The organism is Skermania piniformis (assembly GCF_019285775.1).
In the GTDB taxonomy this organism is placed as follows: domain Bacteria; phylum Actinomycetota; class Actinomycetes; order Mycobacteriales; family Mycobacteriaceae; genus Skermania; species Skermania pinensis.
On sequence record NZ_CP079105.1, the window covers coordinates 293,984 to 314,078 of the forward strand.

The window sequence follows — 20,095 nt, forward strand, 5'->3', positions numbered from 1 at the left end:
GAGGCCGGGAATGAGGCCGGGGGCGATCAATCCGGGTGCGCCCGGGCAGAAGGCGAAATCGTTCAAGCCGACGCTGAGCCGTCTGCTCGGCCGGTTGGCGCCGGAGCGGCCGGCGATCATCGGGTTGCTGAGCTTGGCCGTGCTCAGCGTCGTGCTGAACGTGTTGGGCCCACACATCCTCGGTCAGGCAACCAACCTGATCTTCGACGGTGTGGTCGGGCGACAGTTGCCTGCCGGGGTCGACAAGGCCGAGGCGATCGAACAGCTGCGCGCCGAGGGCCAGGACCGGCTCGCCGACATGCTGTCCGGCATGGCCGTGATCCCGGGCGTCGGGGTCGATTTCGACGCGGTAGGCCGGGTCCTGACGATCGTGTTGGCGCTCTACGTCGTCGCCGGGCTGTGCTCGTGGCTGCAGGGGCTGGTGCTGAACCAGGTCATCCAACGTGCGGTCCGGGGTTTGCGGGCGGAGGTCGAGGACAAGATCCACCGGCTGCCGCTGAGCTACTTCGATCGGCATGCGCGGGGCGACCTGCTCAGCCGGGTGACCAACGACGTCGACAACATCGCGCAAAGCCTCCAGCAGACGCTGAGCCAGTTGTTGATGTCCGTGCTGAGCGTGCTCGGGATCTTGGCCATGATGGTGTGGATCTCGCCGCTGCTGGCCCTGGTCGCGTTGATCACTGTGCCGTTGGTCGTGGTGGTCACCAGTCAGATCGCGCAGCGGTCCCGGCCGCACTTCGTCGATCAGTGGCGCTACACCGGGATGATGAACGCCACGGTCGAGGAGGCATACGCCGGGCACGAAGTGGTGCAGGCGTTCGGCCGGGCCGGCGCCGTGGAGGAAGAGTTCGACGAGCGCAACGAGCGGTTGTTCCAGGCGAGTTACCGCGCACAGTTCGTCTCGGGCCTGATCATGCCGGCGATCATGTTCCTCGGCAATCTCAACTACGTGTTGGTGGCGGTGATCGGCGGACTGCGGGTGGCGTCGGGGAACCTGTCGCTCGGCGAAGTGCAGGCGTTTATCCAGTACACCCGCCAGTTCACCCAGCCGCTGACCCAGATCGGCGCGATGATGAACGTGTTGCAGTCCGGCGTTGCCTCGGCGGAACGGGTCTTCGAAGTGCTCGACGCCGACGAGCAGTCGGCAGATCCGGTGGTCGAGGACAAGCGTGCCGTCGACCGCGGCCGGATCGAGTTCGACCACGTGTCGTTCCGCTACGAGCCGCAGACTCCGCTGATCGATGACCTTTCGTTGGTCGCCGAACCCGGCCAGCTGGTGGCGATCGTGGGACCGACCGGGGCCGGCAAGACCACCCTGGTGAATCTGATCATGCGGTTCTTCGAGGTGGACTCGGGGAAGATCACCATGGATGGGGTGGACATCACCCGGATGTCGCGGGACCGCCTCCGCTCCCGGATCGGCATGGTCTTGCAGGACACCTGGCTGTTCCACGGGACGATCCGAGAGAACATCGCCTACGGGAAACCACAAGCAACCGAGGAGGAAATCCTCGCGGCGGCGCGCGCTGCGTATGTCGACCGGTTCGTGCACTCGCTTCCGAACGGCTACGACACCGTGATCGACGAGGAGGGCGGCGGTGTCTCGGCCGGCGAGAAACAGCTGATCACGATCGCGCGGGCGTTCCTGGCCAAGCCGTCGGTGCTGATCCTGGACGAGGCCACCAGCTCGGTGGATACCCGGACCGAGCTGCTGGTGCAGCAGGCCATGGCCACGTTGCGCAGCAACCGGACCAGCTTCGTCATCGCCCATCGGCTGTCCACCATCCGCGACGCCGACCTGATCCTGGTGATGGAGAACGGCGAGATCGTCGAACAGGGCACCCACGATCTGCTGCTCCGCTCGCACGGCGCTTATTGGCGGCTGTACAACGCGCAGTTCGCGGGCGTCGTCGCGGAGGCGTGAACCGAACAGACCCGCTCCCGGGCCGGGTCGGTCCTAGTCCCGGACGGGCTCGCGCAGCTCGGCCAAGGCCGCGCTGTCGAAGAGCAGATCGAGTTCCGCGGCTTCGTCGAGCTGCCAGGGCTGTGCGCAGTCGGTGAGGAGCTGATCCCAGCTTGCCGCTGCCTCGGGCCGCGAGCGGGTGGCCAGATCTGCGGCGAGCGCCCCGGCGCGGATCATGGTGGGGATCTGCAGGTGGCGGATGGTAGACGGGTGAATCTCCCGTGCCCCAGCGAAGCCCTGAGCGGTGAGCATCGCCCGAGCCGCCGACTTGGCGAACGACGCCGACGCGGTCAACGCATGCCCGGCGAGCAGCAACTCGTCGCGGCGCCGTGCTGCTGCCGGGGTCAGTGCAGCACTGCCGGTCCGGCGGTATACCTCGGCGTAGACGTGGGTGCGGATGACGATTTCGGTGATCGTCATGGTGAAGGTCGGTATCACGACGGCGCTGCGCAGGTTCCACCCGCTCCCGGCCGGGCCCATGCCCGCGTACGCGTGCAGGGCAAAGTTCCGTAGCCGCTCGTCATCGCACTCCGCCAGCAGGCTGAAGCCGGGGAGCGGCAAACTCATCGGCGTGACGACGTCGGCGGCCAAGTGCTTGGCGAGCAGCCCGATTGCCTGGGTGGTGCCTTCGACCGCCTGAAATCGACCGGACACCGTCACCGCACGTGGTTGCTCGCCGGTCCAATCGATGCCACGGAACTCACCGTCGCGGATTTGCCGCAGCGCCTCGCGGAACCGGATCAGGTCGTGCCCGGCCGACTTGACCCGATGCGCCCGGCCGCCGAATCCCTTACCGGTGTGGTCGATCGGGAGCCGTTTCCCGGCTCGTTCCCAGCCCCGGACTCGGTCGGACTCCGCTACCTGTTGCAGCAATCGGGTCAGTCCGCGGTCCGCCGTGGTGTCGAACCAGACACACAACATCCCGATCGTGCCGGCCGCTCCGACCGCCGCGAAATCATCAGCGTCCCAGGGGGTGCGCTGCCCCTGTCGCCAGGCTGCGAGTGCGGTTCGTTGCGCGGGGGTCAATGCAGCGTCGAGATCGATCGTGGTCCAGCCCGCCGCCGCGCGGAGCCGATCGTTGAACTCGCTGAGTTCCCGGTAGGACTGCTCGGATGGCGCCACGGGGAGGTTCGCGGGCACCGGATGGTCGTCCGATGCGGCGTCGATCGCCAGGTCGATGGTTGCGACCCGCCGTGCCTGAGTGTCGATATTGCGGTCGAAGAGTTCGGCATCGTCACATGCGGTCGGGTCGTCGCGGCCTGCTTCGGCGTCCGACGTCGGGTCGACTGCCTCGGAAACTGTCGTTTCGGCAGATCCGCCGACCCGCTCGGCCACGACTTCGAGCACTGTCTGCGCCTGCTCGGTGACGGCCAGTTCGGCGCGGAGCCGGTCGAGTTCGGTTTTGAGCTCGGCGTTCTCACGTTTGAGCTCGGCGATCCGCTCGGTGAGTTCGTTGGTCCGCGCGGCGACCCAGTTGATCCGTTCCTGGATGCTCTGCACCACCCGGCGGCGTTGCTCGTCACGGTCGGGGGAGTCGGACAAGACGACCCGGGCAATCAGGTCCAGCCGGACCGCGTCGTCGATCACCGCTGCCGTACCCAGCCGGCTGTATCGAGCTCCGGTCGCGGCCGCTCCGGCGCCGATCAGACCACCGAGTCCGGTGGCCATGGCGGTGCCGCCCGCGACCCCGAAACCGCCGGCGGCCAGCGAACCGCCGCCGAGTGCGGCCAATCCGGCCGAGGTCGCCGCGGCTCCGCTGAGGCCCATGGTGCTGCCGATCATCGCACCGATAGCCGGGGCGGCCAGTCCGCCGGTGAGAATTCCCGCGCCCACCCCGACGACGCCGACCGCGGCGATTCGGCCCCAGCGGATCGATCTGCGCTGGAGTGCGCGCCGTAGCGCGTCGAACTCGGTGGTGAGGATGTCGAGATCGTCGTCGCGCAAGCACGACCCGAAGTCCGACGCCGCCTCACGCAGCGACTCGTCGCGCTGCTGCTCGACCCAGCGGACCCGATCGGGGAAAGGATCGAACGTGACCAGCTCGATGAGCACGAGCATCGCCCGCGAACGGCGGGTGAGTCGCTCGGTCAGGATCGCGGCCAGATCGCTGATACCGACCTCGGACAGGGCGGTCGATTCGTTCGGGACGGTTCGAGCGGCCGCGCCGGCCGGTCCGTCGTCGTCGGACAGCTGGGTCAGCAGCAGAGCCGTGTCGGCGGTTGCATCCGCGACCGCCGCGCGTTTGCTTTCGATCGCCTTGGCGCGCTTCTCGGCAGCGAGGTCGCGCAACAGCATCCTCGCCTGCAACACGCGCGTGAGGACGATCTCGACGTCGTCGAGCTGCATCTCCGAATCCAGGCCGCGGCTGGCGTCGTTGCCGATCACATCGTTCATCGCGCAGCCTCCACGGGGTTCGGATCTCGTTCCGACGCTAACCCGAACCTCCGACAAGCCCGCCGAGGCACGCTCTTCGGCGCGCGCGGCCGGCTGGGGGCGGGCGGTAGTGTCGCAGCGGTGTTCACCATCGGTACCCGCCTGCCCGGACGGCACGGCCGTACCGGAATCATCCGTACCCCGCACGGCGAGATCCGGACGCCGGCGTTCGTTCCGGTCGGAACCAAGGCGACGGTGAAGTCGGTGTTGCCGGAGACCGTGCGTGAGCTGGGCGCGCAGGCCGTGCTGGCCAATGCATACCACCTCTATCTACAGCCGGGACCCGACATCGTCGACGCCGCCGGTGGCCTGGGTGCGTTCATGAACTGGCCGGGCCCGACCTTCACCGACAGCGGCGGATTCCAGGTGATGAGCCTCGGCGTCGGGTTCAAGAAGGTGCTCGCGATGGACGCGGTGGACGTGCGCTCGGACGCCGTGATCGCGGCCGGCAAGGAGCGGCTGGCGACGGTGGACGACGATGGGGTCACCTTCAAATCGCACCTGGACGGATCGCGGCACCGGTTCACCCCCGAGGTGTCGATGCGGATCCAGCATCAGTTGGGCGCCGACATCATCTTCGCCTTCGACGAGCTGACCACGCTTCTGAACACCCGCGGGTATCAGGAGAAGTCGGTCCGGCGCACGCACGACTGGGCGCAACGCTGCGTCGACGAGCATCGGCGACTCACCGCAGAACGCGTGGGCCGGCCTTACCAGGCGCTCTTCGGTGTCGTGCAGGGTGCGCAGTACGAGGATCTGCGACGTGCGGCCTGCCGCGGGTTGGCTGCGATCACCGGGCCGGACGGGCGCGGATTCGACGGGTACGGGATCGGCGGTGCACTGGAGAAGGACAACCTCGGCACGATCGTCGGTTGGTGCTGCGACGAGCTGCCCGAGGAGCGGCCGCGACACATGTTGGGGATCAGCGAGCCGGAGGACATCTTTGCCGCGGTCGAGAACGGCGCGGACACCTTCGACTGCGTAAATCCGTCCCGGGTGGCGCGTAATGCGGCGGTCTACACCGCGGACGGCCGGTACAACGTCGACCGCGCGGAGTTCCGTCGCGACTTCACGCCGATCGACGACGAGTGCGATTGCTACACCTGTGCGCACTACACCAAGGCGTATCTGCACCACCTGTTCAAGGCGAAGGAAATGCTCGCCGGAACGCTGTGCACGATCCACAACGAGCGGTTCACGATCCGACTGGTCGACGCGATCCGGGACAGCATCGCAGCGGGTCGGTTCGACGAGTTCAAAGCCGAGACGTTGGGTCGGTGGCGGCCGCGGCGGACGGTGCCCCAGGGCTGACCGGTGCGGCGGCGACGTCGTGCTCGTGCCGCTTGATCAGCGCAATCACTCGGTAGGTCACCGGCAGCACGAACACCTCCACCATGGTTTTCCAGACGAATCCGACGATCACATAGTTGACGAAGTCGGCCCAGGTGGTGATCCCGATGACACCGGCGGCGATGCTGCAGAAGATCAAGGTGTCGGCGAACTCACCCACCACCGTGGACCCGATCAGGCGCAACCACAGCTGCCGATCACCGGTCCATCTTTTGATGATGACCAGTGCCAGAGAGTTCAGCAGCTGACCGACCAGGTAGGCGGCCAGCCCGGCGATCACCAGCCGCGGAACGACGCCGATCACGGTGACCAAGGCGTCCTGATGGGGATAGAACGGGGCGGGCGGCAGCTCGGTGGTGATCCAGAACGACAATGCGGCCAGCAGCAGCGCACCGAAGCCCACCAGGATCGCGCGCCGCGCCGCGCGGAAGCCGTACACCTCGCTGAGCACGTCGCCGATGATGTAGGCGAGCGGAAAGAGGAAGAAGGCGCCGTCGGTGTTGATCGGCAACAGTTGCACCGGACCGAGCTGGATATGCAGGTCCGCCAAGAAGGTGACGCCCTTCGTGGCGCAGACGTTGGAGATGATCAACGTGGCGGTGAAGATCGCGGTCAGAACGGGGTAGTAGCCCCCGCGGGTCTTGGTCACGGATTCATCGTCGCAAGCGTCGGGTGGGGGTGGTCCGCTCGGTAGGCTGGAGCGATGACGAGCGAGTCGGGCGGCACGGACCAGCCGGCCACCCAAAAGCTTCCACCGCAACAACAACTTCCGAGCCCGGTGCCGTCGGAGCAGGTACGGCATTCGGACCGGCCAGGCCAACCTCAGCCCGATCAACCTCAGCATTCCGATCAGGACCGGTACGTCGATCAACCTCAGCGTTCGGAGCCGTCGTATTCCGAGCCGTCGTATTCGGAGCAAACCCGATATCCGCCACCGCAGTATTCGGCTCCGCCAGCGGCGACCGGGACCAACGGATTGGCGATCGCCTCGTTTATTGCTTCGTGTGTCGGCCTGGTGACCTGCGGCCTCGGCTCGATCATCGGGGTCGTGCTCGGCTTTGTTGCCTGGCGACAGATTCAACAAACGGGTCAGGGTGGCCGCGGTCTCGCCATCGCCGGGTTGGTGATCGGTGGCGTGTTGCTGCTCTGCTACGTGGTCTTTTTCGTCTGGACCGTGTCGTTCGCGGCGGCGACCGGCGCATAGACGACGCCGACACGCAGTAGGCAACGACACGCACAGACAAACGACACGCATAGACAAACGACAAGAGCGCACGTCCGGGGGCCCGGACGTGCGCTCTTGTCGGCTTTATTGCGACCGTCGGCTCAAAGCCGGAACAGGTCGGCGCTGAAGCTCTGCTTGGGCTGGTTCGTGAGCACGACGGTGGACATGATCTTGTCGGCCAGGGTCTGCCGCTTCTCGTCCCACAACGGGAACAGGTATCCGATATAGCAGGGCAGCGCGTCCACGATATGGGCAAGGCCGCGCACGACGCCCATGCCGCCGCCGATCGGCTGCCCGCTCTGCTCGCCGATGACCTTCAGCCCGACGAGCCGTTTGCCCGGGCTGGCGCCGGTCTGTCCGGTCATATAGGTGAAGTAGATGCCGACGCCGATGACGGCCAGATATCCGACGAATCCTACGAAAGACCCGAGTCCATTGGAGATCTGTCCGAGGATTCCCGCCAACAGCAGGACGATGAGGTATCCGACGACCAGGATCGCCGCGTCGAACAGGTAGGCCACGGCGCGTTGTCCCCAGGTAGCCAAGCCGGCTTGTCCGGGCGCGCCGAACGGGTCCGCCGAAGGCTGACCGTAACCCGGCTGCTGACCGTAGCCCGGTGGTTGCGCGTAGCTCGGCTGCTGGCCGTACTCAGGTTGCTGACCATAGCTCGGGTAGCCGCCGGGCTGCTGACCGTAGTCGGGTTGCTGCTGGCCGGAACCGGGGTACTGATTTGGCTGGCCGTAACCGGGCTGCTGACCATAGCCGGGTTGCTGACCATAGCCCGGTTGCTGGCCGTATCCCGGTGCCGCGCCCGATCCGGGGTACTCGGGTCCGCCGGGTGGATTCTGCTTCGGGTCATGTCCGCCGACTGTCATCTGATCATCCCTCGTAGTCCGACAATTCGGTGCCGCTCACCCTGAGCCTACGGCATATTCGGTCAGGTCAGCCGAGGTGTAAGGGTGGTTCGAGCGTCGGTGTAGCGCCATGGCGACCTGGGCAGTTTGTCCGGATCGAAGGCGGTGAGCAACTGCTCGATCGTGTCGGTCGCGGGCAGGTCGAGGGAGTGCGATAGCGCGCGCCGAACCTCGGCTGGGGACTGGCCGCGGGCGCGTCGGTCGGCCAGGGTCACCGCGCCGTCCCGTTTGGCGAGCCGCCGCCCGTCGGCGTTCAGTACCAGCGGCACGTGCGCGTAGCGCAGTGGCGGCAGACCGAGCACCGATGCGAGGTACGCCTGCCGCGGTGTCGAGGCGAGGAGGTCGCCGCCGCGGACCACCTGCTCGATCCGTTGTGCGGCGTCGTCCACGACGACCGCCAGGTTGTAGGCGACGACCCCGTCGCCGCGGCGAAGCACCAGATCGTCGACACTGCCGGTATAGCGGCCGCGCAGATCGTCGATCACGGTGAACTCGTCGACCGTGGCGCGCAGCCGGAGCGCTGGTCGTCGGCCGTCGGCCTGGAGTTCTGCTCGACGTCCGGCGGACAGGTTGCGGCAGGTTCCGGGATAGGCGCCCGGCGGCGCGTGCGGTGCGCTCGGTGCCTGCTGGATCTCCCGCCGGGTGCAGTAGCACTCGTAGGTGGCGCCGCGGTCGGCCAGGTCGGTGATCGCGTCGGCATATGCCGACGCGCGCTCGGACTGTCGCCAGACCGGCGGGTCCCAGTCGATCCCGAGTGCCGCGAGGTCGTCGCGCTGGCGCTGCGCGGCGCCCGGCCGGACCCGGTCCAGATCGTCGAATCGCAACCGAAACCGACTGCCGGTCGATCGAGCGAACAACCAGGCCAGCAGCGCCGTTCGCAGATTGCCCAGGTGGAGGTCGCCGGACGGGCTGGGGGCGAACCGGCCGTCAGCCATCGGTGGTGAGCGCGGGGCGCAGTCGGGTGGCCGCGATCCGGTCCGGGGCGGTACCGGCGGTCAGCTCGGCGACCAGGGCGGCGGCGAACTCGGTCAGCCCGGTTATGTCGATCCGGTACGGCGGCGGCGGTTCCGCCGCCAGGCGGGCAGCCGCACGACGCAGCAGCAGCAACGCCCCCTTGCGGTTCCCGCGCTGAATATGGGTGATCCCGACGGCCAGTTGGGTCAGGCCTTGCCAGAGGTTGCGCTCGGTGTCCGGTCCGTTCTTCCACGCCGCCTCGAGTACTTCATGGGCATGGAACGCGCGCCCGCGGTCCAGCAGCTCTTGGGCGTAACGCAGCGATTCCGCCGGGTCGAGGTCGAGGTCGTCCGGGATACGCTCGACGCCGATGCTGCCCGGCGGCAACGGGCGGCCCAACTCGTCCCGCGGGCGGGCGTTGCGGGCCCGCCCGTCCGGGTCGCGGTTGCGGTCGGTCATATCCCGGTGAACGGCGTGCGTGGGTCGATCAACCGGCAGTCGGTGGCTGATCGACCAGCTGGGCCAGGTAGAGCTGCTCGCCGAGTTTGTCCATCAGCTCGAGATTGGTCTCGATGTAGTCGATGTGGTGCTCTTCGTCGGCGAGGATCTCCTCGAGCAGATTCGCCGATGTGATATCGCCTTTCTCCCGGCACAGCGCGATGCCCGGCCGCAGCCGGTCCACCACGGCCAGCTCGATTGCCATATCGGCCTGCAGCTGCTCGCGCACGGTCTGGCCGATCTCCAGGGTGCCCAAACGCTGGTAGTTGGGGAGTCCTTCGAGGAACAGGATGCGATCGGTGATCTTCTCCGCGTGCCGCATCTCGTCGATGGACTCGCCCCTGGTGTAGGCGGCGAGCTTGGTCAAACCCCAGTTCTGCTGCATCTTGGCATGGAGGAAATACTGGTTGATCGCGGTCAGCTCACTGGTCAGCTGCTCGTTGAGTAGTGCGATAACTTCCGGATTACCCTGCATTTCGGTGTCCTGACGTAGTAGGGAACTACGACGCTAGCGACGGTCAACGGCCGCTCGGACGTCAGGATTACCTCACGAGGATTGCCTTATGCCGAGATAGGCAGGCCTTCCAGACCTTGTGCAGCGGCCAGAAGAACGTCGATTCGATCATGACACGAGCCGCAGCCGGTGCCGGCACCGCAGCCGTCGCCCACCTCTTCGACGGTCCGGGCACCGCGGGCGATGCAGGAACGAACTTCGCAGTCGGGAACAGCTGCGCAGATACACACGTACATGGCCCGCTCCTCGAAGTGAAGTTAGCCTATGCTGACATCCGCCGCCGAGGGAAACAAGACTTGCGTTCCGGCGGGATATCTGGTTAAGGCCGTGGGGTTCGGCGGGCGCGGTACGTGCGGGCCGCCAGGAACAGCCAGCATGCGATCGCGATGGCGGCGAAAGTTGCGGCGAGGAGATGATTGAGCAGCAGCGATGCGGCACACGCACAGGTGAACGACACCAGGTTCGCCACCACGTCGTAGATCGGGGCCACGAAACTGCCGTTCACCACGTGCGATACCGCGATAATCACGCCGCAGGCGAACGCGATGGAAAGAAGGGTGCCGGCCACTCCGAACTTCCTGAACTCGGGCTGTGCGGCACCGGTCCGTGCCTCGGGCACCACCGGCCGCCAGGAGGCCCGGCCTCGCACCGATCTGGCGGAGGATGCGGGATTTGAACCCGCGAGGGCGTTAACCCAACCCGCGTTCCAGGCGAGCGCCATAGGCCACTAGGCGAATCCTCCGCGGGTGAGCTTACCGCAGCCGATGGCCGGGTCGACCGACACCTGGAACCTGGCCGGTGTGGTTCCGGGAGCAGCTACACTTGGCGCCGGATCCCGCGCGGCGCGCATCCTGTGAACTCCCCCAGGGCCGGAAGGCAGCAAGGGTCAACGGGCTCTGCCGGGTGCGCGGGGTCCCCTACTGCCTCAGTCGGGAATCCGCGGTCGCGTCGGACCCTCGTATCGATCGGTATCGACCGTCGGTCCTGCGCATGCCGAAAGGGTCTGCAATCCGATGCTTGACCGGTACGGGTCGATGAGTCTCGAGCAACTCCGCGAGGAATACCAGCGGCAGGCGGCGAATTACCAGCAGCTGCGAGAGCGTCGACTGAATCTGGACCTGACCCGGGGCAAGCCGGCACCCGAGCAGCTCGATCTGGCCGACGACCTGTTGAGTCTGCCGGGACTCGACTTTCGTGATGCGGCCGGTACCGACTGCCGTAACTACGGTGGCGCCGCCGGTTTGCCGGAGCTGCGAGCGATCTTCGGCGAGTTGCTCGGGATCGGCGTGGACAACCTGCTCGCCGGCAACAACTCCAGCCTGGAGCTGATGCACGACACGCTCACCTTCGCGTTGCTCTACGGCGTCCCGGGTGGTGCGGGACCGTGGTTCGCCGAGCCGGGCCGCAAGTTTCTCTGCCCCAGTCCGGGATACGACCGGCACTTTGCGCTCGCCGCGCAGCTGGGTTTCGAGTTGATCCGGGTGCCGATGCGCCCGCACGGCCCGGATATGGACGTCGTCGCCGATCTGGTGGCGACCGATCCGACGATCAAAGGCCTGTGGGCAGTACCGAACTACGCGAATCCGACCGGCGTCGTCTATTCCGAGCGGGTGGTTCGCGAGTTGGTCGGCATGCCGGCCGCGGCGCCCGATTTCCGGCTGATGTGGGACAACGCCTACGCGGTGCATCCGCTGGTCGCCGCCACCGCTCCGGTGCTCGACGTGCTCGGCATGGCGGCCGATGCCGGTCAGCCGGACCGGCCGCTGGTGTTCGCTTCGACCTCGAAGATCAGTTTTGCCGGCGCCGGGATCGGGTTCCTGGGCGCGTCCACGGCGAACATAACGTGGTACCTACGCAGCTCCGCGGTGCGTTCGATCGGTCCGGACAAGATCAATCAGTTGCGGCACGCGCGCTTCTTCGGCACCGCGGACGGCGTCCGGGCGCATATGGCCCGGCACCGCGAGATTCTGGCGCCGAAGTTTGCGCTGGTGGAGCGGGTGCTGACGGAACGGCTCGGCGCGGCGAAAGTGGCCGACTGGACCCGCCCGGCGGGCGGCTACTTCGTCAGCCTGGATGTGCTGGACGGAACAGCCGGCCGCGTCGTCGGGCTGGCCCGGGACGCGGGTGTCGCGCTGACCCCGGCCGGGGCGACATTTCCGTACGGAAGCGACCCGGACGACCGCAACATCCGGCTGGCGCCGAGCTACCCGAACCTCGCGGAGCTCGGTGCCGCCATCGATGCGGTCGCTACCTGTGTGCTGCTGGCTGCTGCGGAGAAGCTGCTGGGCGCGGACGCTCCGGAATCGGTGTCCGTCGGGCAGCGGTGAACGTCAGCGCCCGGGCTTGTGGGCCAGAACGGCGAACATCGTCACCGACATGTGGAAGTCGCCGGTGCGGGCGCCCGCGGTCAAGTCGGCCAGCAGGCTCGTGCGCTGTCGGTCGGTGATCGAGCCGCGAGCCACGGCGCGGTCGGTGAGCAGCTGGATCAGCGGTCCGCTGCCGACCGATCGATGCTGAATCAGCGCCTGCGAGCCGATGTCGGCGACCTCTAGGCCGGCTTGGGTCAACAGACCGGGCAGCCGCCGGCCGGAGTACGGGTTGGGTGTGTGGGCGCGCATCGTCTCGGTGATCGCCCGCATCACCTCCGGTTCCCCCGGGTACATGATCGCCGTGCCCCAGTCGCTGTCGATCACCATCGTGCGGCCACCGGGCCGCAACACCCGGGCGATTTCCCGGGCCGCCCGGGCCGGGCTGGTGAGGTGCTGAAAAACCCGCTCGCAGCGGACCACGTCGAATCGCTCGGCGCCGAACGGCAGGCCGTAGGCGTCACCGGGCACGAATCGAGCCGTGGATCCGGCCTGCGCCGCGTCCCGCTCAGCCGCCGCCAGCAGACCGGGATTGGGTTCGACGCCGATCGCCGCACCGGTCGGGCCGACCGCGTCGGCGAGTGCGATGACCTGGGCACCGGTGTGGGACCCGATGTCGACGACGTGTTCGCCGGGCGACACCGCGAGCGCGGCGTCCGCCCAGGTGCGCAAGCGGTGCAGACCCGGCAGCGCAGCCTGCATATCGAGCACGTCGATCACCCGATCGACGTCGAGTTTGTCGATCCGATCCACCTGCGTCGCCAGTTGTTCGGTCATGATTCGAGGGTAGCGTTCCGACGACAAAAATGTGATCGGCGTCACTCCGGATTCCGGGGTGCCTCGATCGACGGATAGGGCAAAGCTGATGATTTTCGGTATCGACGTGGTCGGCATCATCGTCGACGGACTGCCACTGTTGCCGGACGCGCTGTTCCGGGGCGTACCCGGGATACTCGCCGGAATCGGCGAGTGGGCGAGCTGTATCGGTCGGTCGGGACTGACGGCGGAGGTCTGCCAGTACATGAACTGATCGCGGCGCAGCGCTCGAGCGGTGTCGGCCACGCGTGGCAGGATCGAGACATGGCGCCCACCCTCTGCATTGCCCAGAATCCGGCGGCCGACCGGTTGCTCGCCGACGATCAGTTCGCCTTGCTGATCGGGATGACCCTGGACCAGCAGTTTCCGATGGAAGCTGCGTTCACCGGGCCGTACAAGATCGAACAGCGAATGGGCAGCTTCGATGTCGCTACGATCGCGGCAGCAAACGAAGACGATTTCGTCGCACTCTGCTCGACGCCGCCGGCGATCCATCGTTTCCCCAAGGCGATGGCCACGCGAATCCAGGAGATCGCCCGACTGATCGTCGAGCAGTACGACGGTCGAACCGAGGAGATCTGGTCGGCCGACGATCCGGATGCGCAGGAGGTCTTCGACCGGCTGACGGTCTTACCCGGCTGGGGGGCGATGAAGGCGAAGATCTTCATCGCTTTGCTGGCCAAGCAATTGGACGTGCAGCCGGCCGGCTGGCAGCAGGTCGCCGGCGACTACAGCGAGCCGGGCTCCCGTCGGTCGGTCGCCGACGTGGTCGATGCCGAGACGTTGCAGGAGGTCCGGGAGTTCAAGCGGAAGGCGAAGGCGGCGGCCAAGCAGCGCTGACCGCGGCGGAGCCGACCGCGGCGGAGCTGACCGACGCCGAGCCGACCGGGACGGAATCGATGCCCGCCGGACGGCCGCGTCGGCCGCGCGTGGCGATGGCGGCCGACTCGTAGTAGACCTCCTCCAGGGCGTCGACGCAGTTCGTCCAGGTGTAGGTCGCGCGAATGGTGTCCGGGAGGTCCGAATCGACCGACCGGTCGGCCAGGCCACGGGTGATCGCATCGAACATCGCGTCGGTGTCGCCGTGGGCGAACAGCCGCCCGCCGGGCTGATCTTCCGGCACGATCTCCAGGTGGGGCGGGATGTCCGAGGCGACGACGTTGCAGCCGGCGCCGACCGCCTCCAGCAGCGTCAGTGGCAGCCCCTCCAGGTCTGAGGGTTGCACGAACAGCCGTGCGTTGCTGAACATCTCGTCGAGTTCCGGACCGTAGGTGTAGCCCGGCATGATCACCCGACGGTCCCGTGCGGCCATCGTGTGCAGCTGGTCGACGTACTCGTCGGTGTCGCCGGAACCGCCGACCACGACCAGCTTCAGCTCGTCGTCGGTGACCCGGGCGAACGTCTCGATCAGCAGGTCCGGACGCTTCTCCGGGACCAGCCGACCGACGAACAACAGATAGTCCCCGCCGTGCAGACCGTGCTTCTCCGTGATCAGTTTCGGCTCTCGGTGGGGCCGGGTGTTGATGCCGTTCGGGATCGCGACGCAGGTCCGTCCGTAGCGCACGCGGTATTCGTCGTCGAGCGCCTGGGACACGGTGATCGTCCGGTGCGGTACACGGGCGCTGAGCCAGGTGCCCAGCCGTAGTGCCTGGCGCGGTGCCCAGCCCCACTTGGCACGATCGGCGTCGAGACCGTGGATCGTCTGGACGATCACCGTGTCCCAGGCGGCGCGGGCAAACGGGGTGAACAGGCCGGGTCCGACGGCGTGGTAGTGCAATACCTCCTGCCGTTCCCGCAGCGCAACCGCGGTTGCGGCGGCAGCATGGGTGAATGCTTCGACGCCACGCCCGGGGAGGGGGTCGAGCTGCACGACCCGCATGCCGCGGTACTCCTCGGCGCCCGGGTCGAGGACCTCGCTGACGTAGCCGCGCTGGGCGTAGACGGTCACTTCATGGCCGCGCTGCGCCAGCCGCGAGCCGATCTCTTCGACGTGATGCTCGATGCCGCCGAAGGTGGCCGGGACGCCTCGGGTACCGAGCATGGCAATACGCAACCCCATCGGTCGCCTCCATCTTGCGTGCCTACGTGCTTCGTGTGTCCGATCCGGTGTGGGAACGAGTCGGTGTGGGAGCCGGCCCGGTTGGGCCTAGGCCAACTCCGAATAGATCGCCTCGAGGTCCTGCAGGTGTCGCCGCAGCGACGATCGTTCGACGGTGTACGCCCGCGCGGCGGCACCCATCGAGTCCGCGGGTGCGACGGCGGATTCCGCAGCCACCACCTCGGCCAGGGCGCGAGCGAGGGCGGCCGGGTCGTCGTGCGGTACCAGCCGGCCGGTGATGCCGTCGCGAACCAGCTCGGGGAGGCCGCCGAGGTGGGTGGCGACGACCGGGCGGGCGCAGCCGAAGGCCTCCAGGATGGTCATCGGCTGGTTCTCGTACCAGCGGGAGGGCACGACGACGACCGCCGCCGCGCGCATCGCCGCATGCACCTCGTCGCGGTTCACCCGGCCGCGGAAATGCACGCGATCGGCGACCCCGGTACGGATCGCTCGTTGCTCGAGTTCGGCTCGTTCCGGTCCGTCGCCGGCGATCGTCACGTCGATTCCGGCCGGCAGCAGTGCGGCGGCATCGATCAGCGTGTCGACGCCCTTCTCGGCGGACAGCCGACCGGCGTAAAGCACCCCGCGACCCGGTCCGGCGGCCGGATCGATACCGGTCACATCGCAGAAGTTGGGTAGATGCCGCAGCCGATCCGGGTAGACCCGGGCTTGGGCCATCTTCTGCAGCAGGAACCGGCTCGGGCAGAGGAATCGGTCGATCGGACCGTAGGCGCCCAGGTAGGTATGTGCGGTGAGTTCGATCGCGGAGAGTGTGCTCCCGGTCAACGAACCCTGGTTACAGCGCCGCTTGACCGCGTTGCCGAATTTGCGCGAGATACATGCTTCGCAGATCTGCCCGTGGTCCAGGAACTGGTAGGTGGGGCAGGCCAACTTGTAGTCGTGCAGCGTCATCACCGCCGGGACCGACCGCTTGGCGATCGGCCGCAGAATCGACGGCGACAGTTGGTGATAAATGTTGTGCAGATGCACCACGTCGGGCTGGAAGCGTTGCAGCATCCGGTCCATCGCGACGCGGGCGTCCCGTCGGTACAGCACGCCCAGTGCGGTTCCGACCCGTTCGCCCACCGTTTCGGGGGGCGGGTTGAGCTCCATCCGGGCGGGATAGAGATCGTCGTTCGGATCCGGTTCGTTGTCCGGATGTTCCATCGCGAAGATGGCGACTTGATGGCCCTCGGCGCGTTGGGACGCAGCCAGGTCGAGCATGTACGACTCGGCGCCGCCGCGGCGGTAGCGGAACTTGTTCACGTGCAGGATGCGTCGGGTCCGCGTTCGGGCTCCGGCGGGGACGGTGCGATCCGGCTGCCGATCTTCGGCTTGGCGGGTGAATGGCGACCAAATTTTTTGATCTTGCACCATTGAATGATGCCCCATCCGCGATACAAACCGCAAAACGAACAGATATCGTGATTTGGGATGGGTTGGTCGCAGGTCCCGAGTCAGCCCAGGCCGGCACCGGGACGCTTCGGATTACGGCCGTGCACCCCCTCCGCGTAGGCGGTCTCGGCATGCAGCACCCCGTCGATTCCCTCGGTTTCGTCCTCGGGGCTGATCCGGAAACCGACGGTGACGTCCAGCAGTTTGCCGAGCAGGAACGACACGGTGAACGCGTAGCCGCTGACCACGATCGCGGCCAGCGCCTGCTTGCCGAGTTGGCCCAGCCCGCCGCCGTGAATCAGCCCGGTCGGCCCGCCGGTCATCACCGAGTCGGCGAGCAGTCCGATCAGCAGCACACCGATGACGCCGCCGACGTAATGCACGCCGACCACATCGAGCGAATCGTCGTAACCGAACCGGAACTTCCAGCCGACCGCGAAGGCGCAGACGACGCCGGCGGCGAGCCCGACCACGGCCGCGCCGAGCGGGTTCACGGTGCCGCAGGCCGGGGTGATGGCGACGAGGCCGGCCACCACTCCGGACGCAGCGCCGAAGGTGGTCGGGCGGCCGTCTCGAACCTGTTCCACGGCGAGCCAGCCGAGCATCGCCAGACAGGCTGCGACCAGCGTGTTCAGAAACACTGCGGCAGCGATGCCATCGGCTTTCAGGGCCGATCCGGCGTTGAACCCGAACCAGCCGAACCAGAGCAGCCCGGCGCCGAGCAGCACCAGCGGCAGGTTGTGCGGTCGCATCGCATCGACCCGGAAGCCGATCCGCGGGCCCAGCACGATCGCCAAGGCCAGGGCCGACGCCCCGGAAGCGATCTCGACGACGAGGCCGCCCGCATAGTCCAGGGTGCCCCACCGGGCCAGCCAACCGCCGGGACCCCACACCCAGTGCGCGATCGGCGCGTATACCGCCAGGGCCCAGATCGGCACGAAGATCATCCAGGTGGCGAACCTGGCCCGGTCGGCGATCGCGCCGCTGATCAATGCGGCGGTGATGATCGCGAACGTGAGCTGGAAGGTGATGAAGAGCAGCTCGGGAACCGAGCCGTGCGCGGTGTCGGGGTGGATCCCGCGCAATCCCAGGTGATCGAGTCCGCCGATCAGGCCGTTGCCCTCGGTGAACGCGAGGCTGTAGCCGACGAGCAGCCAGGTGACGGTCACCAGCGGGATCGAGATGAAGCTCATCATGATCATGTTGAGCACGCCGGTCGAGCGCACCATGCCGCCGTAGAACACGGCGAGGCCGGGCGTCATGAGCAGGACCATCGCCGTGCTGGCCAGTAGCCAGGCGGTTGCGGCGGGGTCGATGGATGCGGGCACAGGCGTTCCTCTCGGACCGAGGGTTCGCCCGAGGATGGCGGCCCGGCGTTGCCGCCGGGCTACCGGCTTGTTTCGGCAGTGTTTCGTGGTGGTTTCGTGGCGTGCCTGTGGTCGGCCGGTGTCGGGCGGAGCGCCGTCGCCGTCCACTGTCGGTGCGGCTGGGTAGTCTCGCCGGGTGGCGCTCTACCGGAAGTATCGACCGGCGACCTTCTCCGACGTCGTCGGCCAGGAGCACGTCACCGAGCCGTTGAGCATCGCTTTGGACGCGGGCCGGATCAACCATGCCTATCTCTTCAGCGGTCCGCGCGGATGCGGTAAGACCTCGTCGGCCCGGATCCTGGCCCGTTCGTTGAATTGTGTGCAGGGGCCGACCGCATCTCCGTGCGGCGTGTGCGACTCCTGCATCGCACTGGCCCCGGGCGGGCCGGGCAACCTGGACGTGATCGAGCTGGATGCGGCCAGCCACGGCGGGGTCGACGACACCCGTGAGCTGCGCGACCGCGCGGTCTTCGCGCCGGCCGAGTCGCGGTACCGCGTGTTCATCGTCGACGAGGCGCACATGGTCACCACCGCGGGCTTCAATGCGCTGTTGAAGATCGTCGAGGAACCGCCGGAGCACCTGATCTTCGTTTTCGCGACCACCGAGCCGGACAAGGTGCTGCCGACCATCCGGTCGCGCACGCATCATTACCCGTTCCGGCTGCTCCCGCCGGCGAGTATGCGTGGTCTGCTCGAGCGGATCTGCGCGCACGAGCAAATGGTGGTCGCCGACGCGGTGTTCCCGCTGGTCATCCGGGCCGGCGGGGGATCGCCGCGGGATTCGCTGAGCCTTCTCGACCAACTGTTGGCCGGGGCGGGCCCGGAGGGGGTCACCTATCCGCGGGCCCTCGGCCTGCTCGGCGTCACCGACATCGCGCTGATCGACGAAGCGGTGGACGCGCTCGGGGCGCACGACGGTGCCGGTCTGTTCGGAGCGGTCGACAAGGTGGTCGAGTCGGGCCACGATCCGCGCCGGTTTGCGATCGATCTCCTCGACCGGCTCCGTGATTTGATCCTGCTCCGGGCGGTGCCGGACGCCGGCGCACGCGGTCTGGTGGACGCGCCGGCGGATGTGCTCGATCGGATGCGGGACCAGGCGGACCGGATCGGGCCGGCCACCCTGGCGCGATACGCGGAGCTGGTGCATGCCGGGTTGGGCGAGATGCGCGGGGCGACTGCACCGCGACTGCTGCTGGAGGTGATCAGCGCGCGGCTGCTGCTTCCGTCGGTGGCCGACGCCGAGTCGGCAGCCCTGCAGCGCATCGAACGGCTGGAACGGCGGTTGGAGCTGACCCTGCCGGACGCGCCCGGTGTCGCGGCGGCGCCGGCGCAGCACTCGCCGCCTTCGTCGGTGGCGCCCGCACCGAAGCGCCGCGGGGCGGAGGCGATGGCACAGGTCCGTGGGGCGACCGTTCCCCCGACCCCGACCCCGACCCCGGTGGCCCCGGTGGTCGAACCCGAGCCGGCCGAGCCCCAGCCCGCCGAGCCCCAGCCCGCCGAGCCGCAGCCCGCAGCCGGCGGGTCGGAGCGGCCCGCGCCGAAGTCGCCGCCGGCGGCGGCCGAATCGATCGCGGAGCCGGATACCGCGGCGGTTCGGGCAGCGTGGCCGGAGGTGCGGGCGAAGGTACGGATGCGCAGCCGCACTGTCGAGGTGATGCTCGCCGGTGCCCAGGTGGCGACGGTCGAGCGTGGCACGATCGTGCTATCGCACGAATCGGCGCCGCTGGCCCGTCGGCTGGTCGAGCCGCGCAACGCCGACGTCATTCGCGAGGCACTGCGCGACCTGTTCGGGGTGGATTGGCAGGTGCGGTACGACACCGGCGAAGCGGCTCGCCCGACCCCACCGGCGCGTCCGGCGCCGACTCGGGTGGCCGAGACACCTCGGTACTCGCGGCCCAGCCGCGCCCGCGCCGATGACGAAGTGCCGCTGCCGGACGGCCCGGATCTGCCGGACGACCCCGAGCCGGCGCCCGCGTCCCCGCCGACCCGGCCTGGTTCGACGGTGTCAGGATCGAGCGCGGCCGGATCCGGCGCGGCCGGATCGAGCGCGTCCGGGGCGAGTGCGACGGCTGCCGACGACGAAGAGGAGATGTTCGCCGAGTCGGCGCGACCCGTGCCGGCTGAGCAACGCCGGGATCCCGATGAAGTTGCAATGGAGTTGCTACGGTCCGAGTTGGGCGCTCGGCGAATCACCTGAAGCAG

General features: G+C 67.9%; 19 protein-coding genes, 1 tRNA gene and 1 other RNA gene. 8 read left to right on the forward strand and 13 right to left on the reverse strand.

The window, feature by feature from the left end; genetic code table 11:
* The first annotated feature begins 10 nt into the window (after positions 1-10).
* Positions 11-1,924 carry an ABC transporter ATP-binding protein gene (locus KV203_RS01340; protein WP_083529780.1) on the forward strand — a complete coding sequence of 638 codons (1,914 nt, stop codon included), beginning with the start codon at positions 11-13 and terminating at the stop codon, positions 1,922-1,924.
* A 33-nt stretch (positions 1,925-1,957) separates the two neighbouring features.
* Here the strand turns inward: KV203_RS01340 and KV203_RS01345 are convergent, their stop codons facing one another.
* Positions 1,958-4,357, reverse strand: coding sequence for a bZIP transcription factor (locus tag KV203_RS01345; RefSeq protein ID WP_083529779.1), 2,400 nt, complete (start codon positions 4,355-4,357; stop codon positions 1,958-1,960).
* 120 nt (positions 4,358-4,477) lie between these two features.
* Between KV203_RS01345 and tgt the strand changes: the two genes are divergently transcribed.
* On the forward strand, positions 4,478-5,707 hold the full coding sequence (tgt, locus tag KV203_RS01350; protein ID WP_373279193.1) for a tRNA guanosine(34) transglycosylase Tgt: 1,230 nt from the start codon (positions 4,478-4,480) through the stop codon (positions 5,705-5,707).
* Here the strand turns inward: tgt and KV203_RS01355 are convergent.
* A complete protein-coding gene (locus KV203_RS01355) occupies positions 5,652-6,395 on the reverse strand; it encodes a queuosine precursor transporter (RefSeq protein WP_246600427.1) in 744 nt (247 codons plus the stop codon). The genes tgt and KV203_RS01355 overlap by 56 nt on opposite strands.
* A 327-nt stretch (positions 6,396-6,722) precedes the next feature.
* Between KV203_RS01355 and KV203_RS01360 the strand changes: the two genes are divergently transcribed.
* Positions 6,723-6,950, forward strand: coding sequence for a DUF4190 domain-containing protein (locus KV203_RS01360; protein WP_169797448.1), 228 nt, complete (start codon positions 6,723-6,725; stop codon positions 6,948-6,950).
* 122 nt (positions 6,951-7,072) lie between these two features.
* On the opposite strand, the gene KV203_RS01365 is transcribed toward KV203_RS01360, so the two are convergent.
* From KV203_RS01365 to KV203_RS01395, 7 genes are all read right to left on the reverse strand, one after another.
* Positions 7,073-7,846, reverse strand: coding sequence for an RDD family protein (locus KV203_RS01365; RefSeq protein ID WP_066467004.1), 774 nt, complete (start codon positions 7,844-7,846; stop codon positions 7,073-7,075).
* 62 nt (positions 7,847-7,908) lie between these two features.
* The gene (gluQRS, locus tag KV203_RS01370; RefSeq protein WP_066467003.1) at positions 7,909-8,820 is read right to left on the reverse strand and encodes a tRNA glutamyl-Q(34) synthetase GluQRS; all 912 of its coding nucleotides are present in this window, start codon (positions 8,818-8,820) and stop codon (positions 7,909-7,911) included.
* The gene (locus KV203_RS01375; protein WP_066467002.1) at positions 8,813-9,298 is read right to left on the reverse strand and encodes a DUF309 domain-containing protein; all 486 of its coding nucleotides are present in this window, start codon (positions 9,296-9,298) and stop codon (positions 8,813-8,815) included. Before KV203_RS01375 ends, gluQRS begins: the two co-directional genes overlap by 8 nt.
* A 28-nt stretch (positions 9,299-9,326) precedes the next feature.
* Positions 9,327-9,812 (reverse strand): bacterioferritin, encoded by a 486-nt coding sequence (gene bfr / locus KV203_RS01380; protein ID WP_066467001.1) that lies wholly within the window; start codon positions 9,810-9,812, stop codon positions 9,327-9,329.
* Positions 9,813-9,898: 86 nt separating this feature from the next.
* Positions 9,899-10,087 carry a (2Fe-2S)-binding protein gene (locus KV203_RS01385; RefSeq protein WP_083529777.1) on the reverse strand — a complete coding sequence of 63 codons (189 nt, stop codon included), beginning with the start codon at positions 10,085-10,087 and terminating at the stop codon, positions 9,899-9,901.
* A gap of 83 nt (positions 10,088-10,170) precedes the next feature.
* Entirely contained in the window at positions 10,171-10,419 is a 249-nt protein-coding gene (locus KV203_RS01390) for a hypothetical protein (RefSeq protein ID WP_066467246.1), read from the reverse strand.
* Between the two features lie 86 nt (positions 10,420-10,505).
* A tRNA-Ser gene (locus KV203_RS01395) sits at positions 10,506-10,593 on the reverse strand.
* Positions 10,594-10,678: 85 nt separating this feature from the next.
* Here KV203_RS01395 and ffs point away from each other — a divergent pair.
* Together ffs and KV203_RS01405 are read left to right on the forward strand one after the other, a co-directional pair.
* An RNA gene (ffs, locus tag KV203_RS01400) (signal recognition particle sRNA small type) lies at positions 10,679-10,773 on the forward strand.
* A 112-nt stretch (positions 10,774-10,885) separates the two neighbouring features.
* Positions 10,886-12,178 carry an aspartate aminotransferase type Ic gene (locus KV203_RS01405; protein ID WP_373279191.1) on the forward strand — a complete coding sequence of 431 codons (1,293 nt, stop codon included), beginning with the start codon at positions 10,886-10,888 and terminating at the stop codon, positions 12,176-12,178.
* A 3-nt stretch (positions 12,179-12,181) separates the two neighbouring features.
* Here KV203_RS01405 and KV203_RS01410 read toward each other — a convergent pair whose 3' ends face one another.
* Positions 12,182-12,994 carry a methyltransferase domain-containing protein gene (locus KV203_RS01410; protein WP_066467243.1) on the reverse strand — a complete coding sequence of 271 codons (813 nt, stop codon included), beginning with the start codon at positions 12,992-12,994 and terminating at the stop codon, positions 12,182-12,184.
* An 88-nt stretch (positions 12,995-13,082) separates the two neighbouring features.
* Here KV203_RS01410 and KV203_RS01415 point away from each other — a divergent pair, with 88 nt between their 5' ends.
* Positions 13,083-13,247, forward strand: coding sequence for a hypothetical protein (locus KV203_RS01415; RefSeq protein ID WP_157079658.1), 165 nt, complete (start codon positions 13,083-13,085; stop codon positions 13,245-13,247).
* 50 nt (positions 13,248-13,297) lie between these two features.
* A complete protein-coding gene (locus KV203_RS01420) occupies positions 13,298-13,873 on the forward strand; it encodes an HhH-GPD-type base excision DNA repair protein (RefSeq protein ID WP_066466999.1) in 576 nt (191 codons plus the stop codon).
* Here the strand turns inward: KV203_RS01420 and KV203_RS01425 are convergent.
* The 3 genes from KV203_RS01425 to KV203_RS01435 form a co-directional block, all read right to left on the reverse strand.
* Positions 13,836-15,092, reverse strand: a complete 1,257-nt coding sequence (locus KV203_RS01425; RefSeq protein ID WP_083529776.1) for a glycosyltransferase family 4 protein — start codon at positions 15,090-15,092, stop codon at positions 13,836-13,838. The genes KV203_RS01420 and KV203_RS01425 overlap by 38 nt on opposite strands.
* Before the next feature lie 87 nt (positions 15,093-15,179).
* Positions 15,180-16,397 (reverse strand): glycosyltransferase family 4 protein, encoded by a 1,218-nt coding sequence (locus KV203_RS01430; RefSeq protein WP_169797447.1) that lies wholly within the window; start codon positions 16,395-16,397, stop codon positions 15,180-15,182.
* Between the two features lie 191 nt (positions 16,398-16,588).
* Positions 16,589-17,800 carry an ammonium transporter gene (locus tag KV203_RS01435; protein WP_066467242.1) on the reverse strand — a complete coding sequence of 404 codons (1,212 nt, stop codon included), beginning with the start codon at positions 17,798-17,800 and terminating at the stop codon, positions 16,589-16,591.
* 229 nt (positions 17,801-18,029) lie between these two features.
* Here KV203_RS01435 and KV203_RS01440 point away from each other — a divergent pair, with 229 nt between their 5' ends.
* Positions 18,030-20,090: a DNA polymerase III subunits gamma/tau gene (locus KV203_RS01440; protein ID WP_066466996.1), complete on the forward strand. Its 2,061-nt coding sequence runs from the start codon at positions 18,030-18,032 to the stop codon at positions 20,088-20,090.
* Positions 20,091-20,095: the final 5 nt, after the last annotated feature.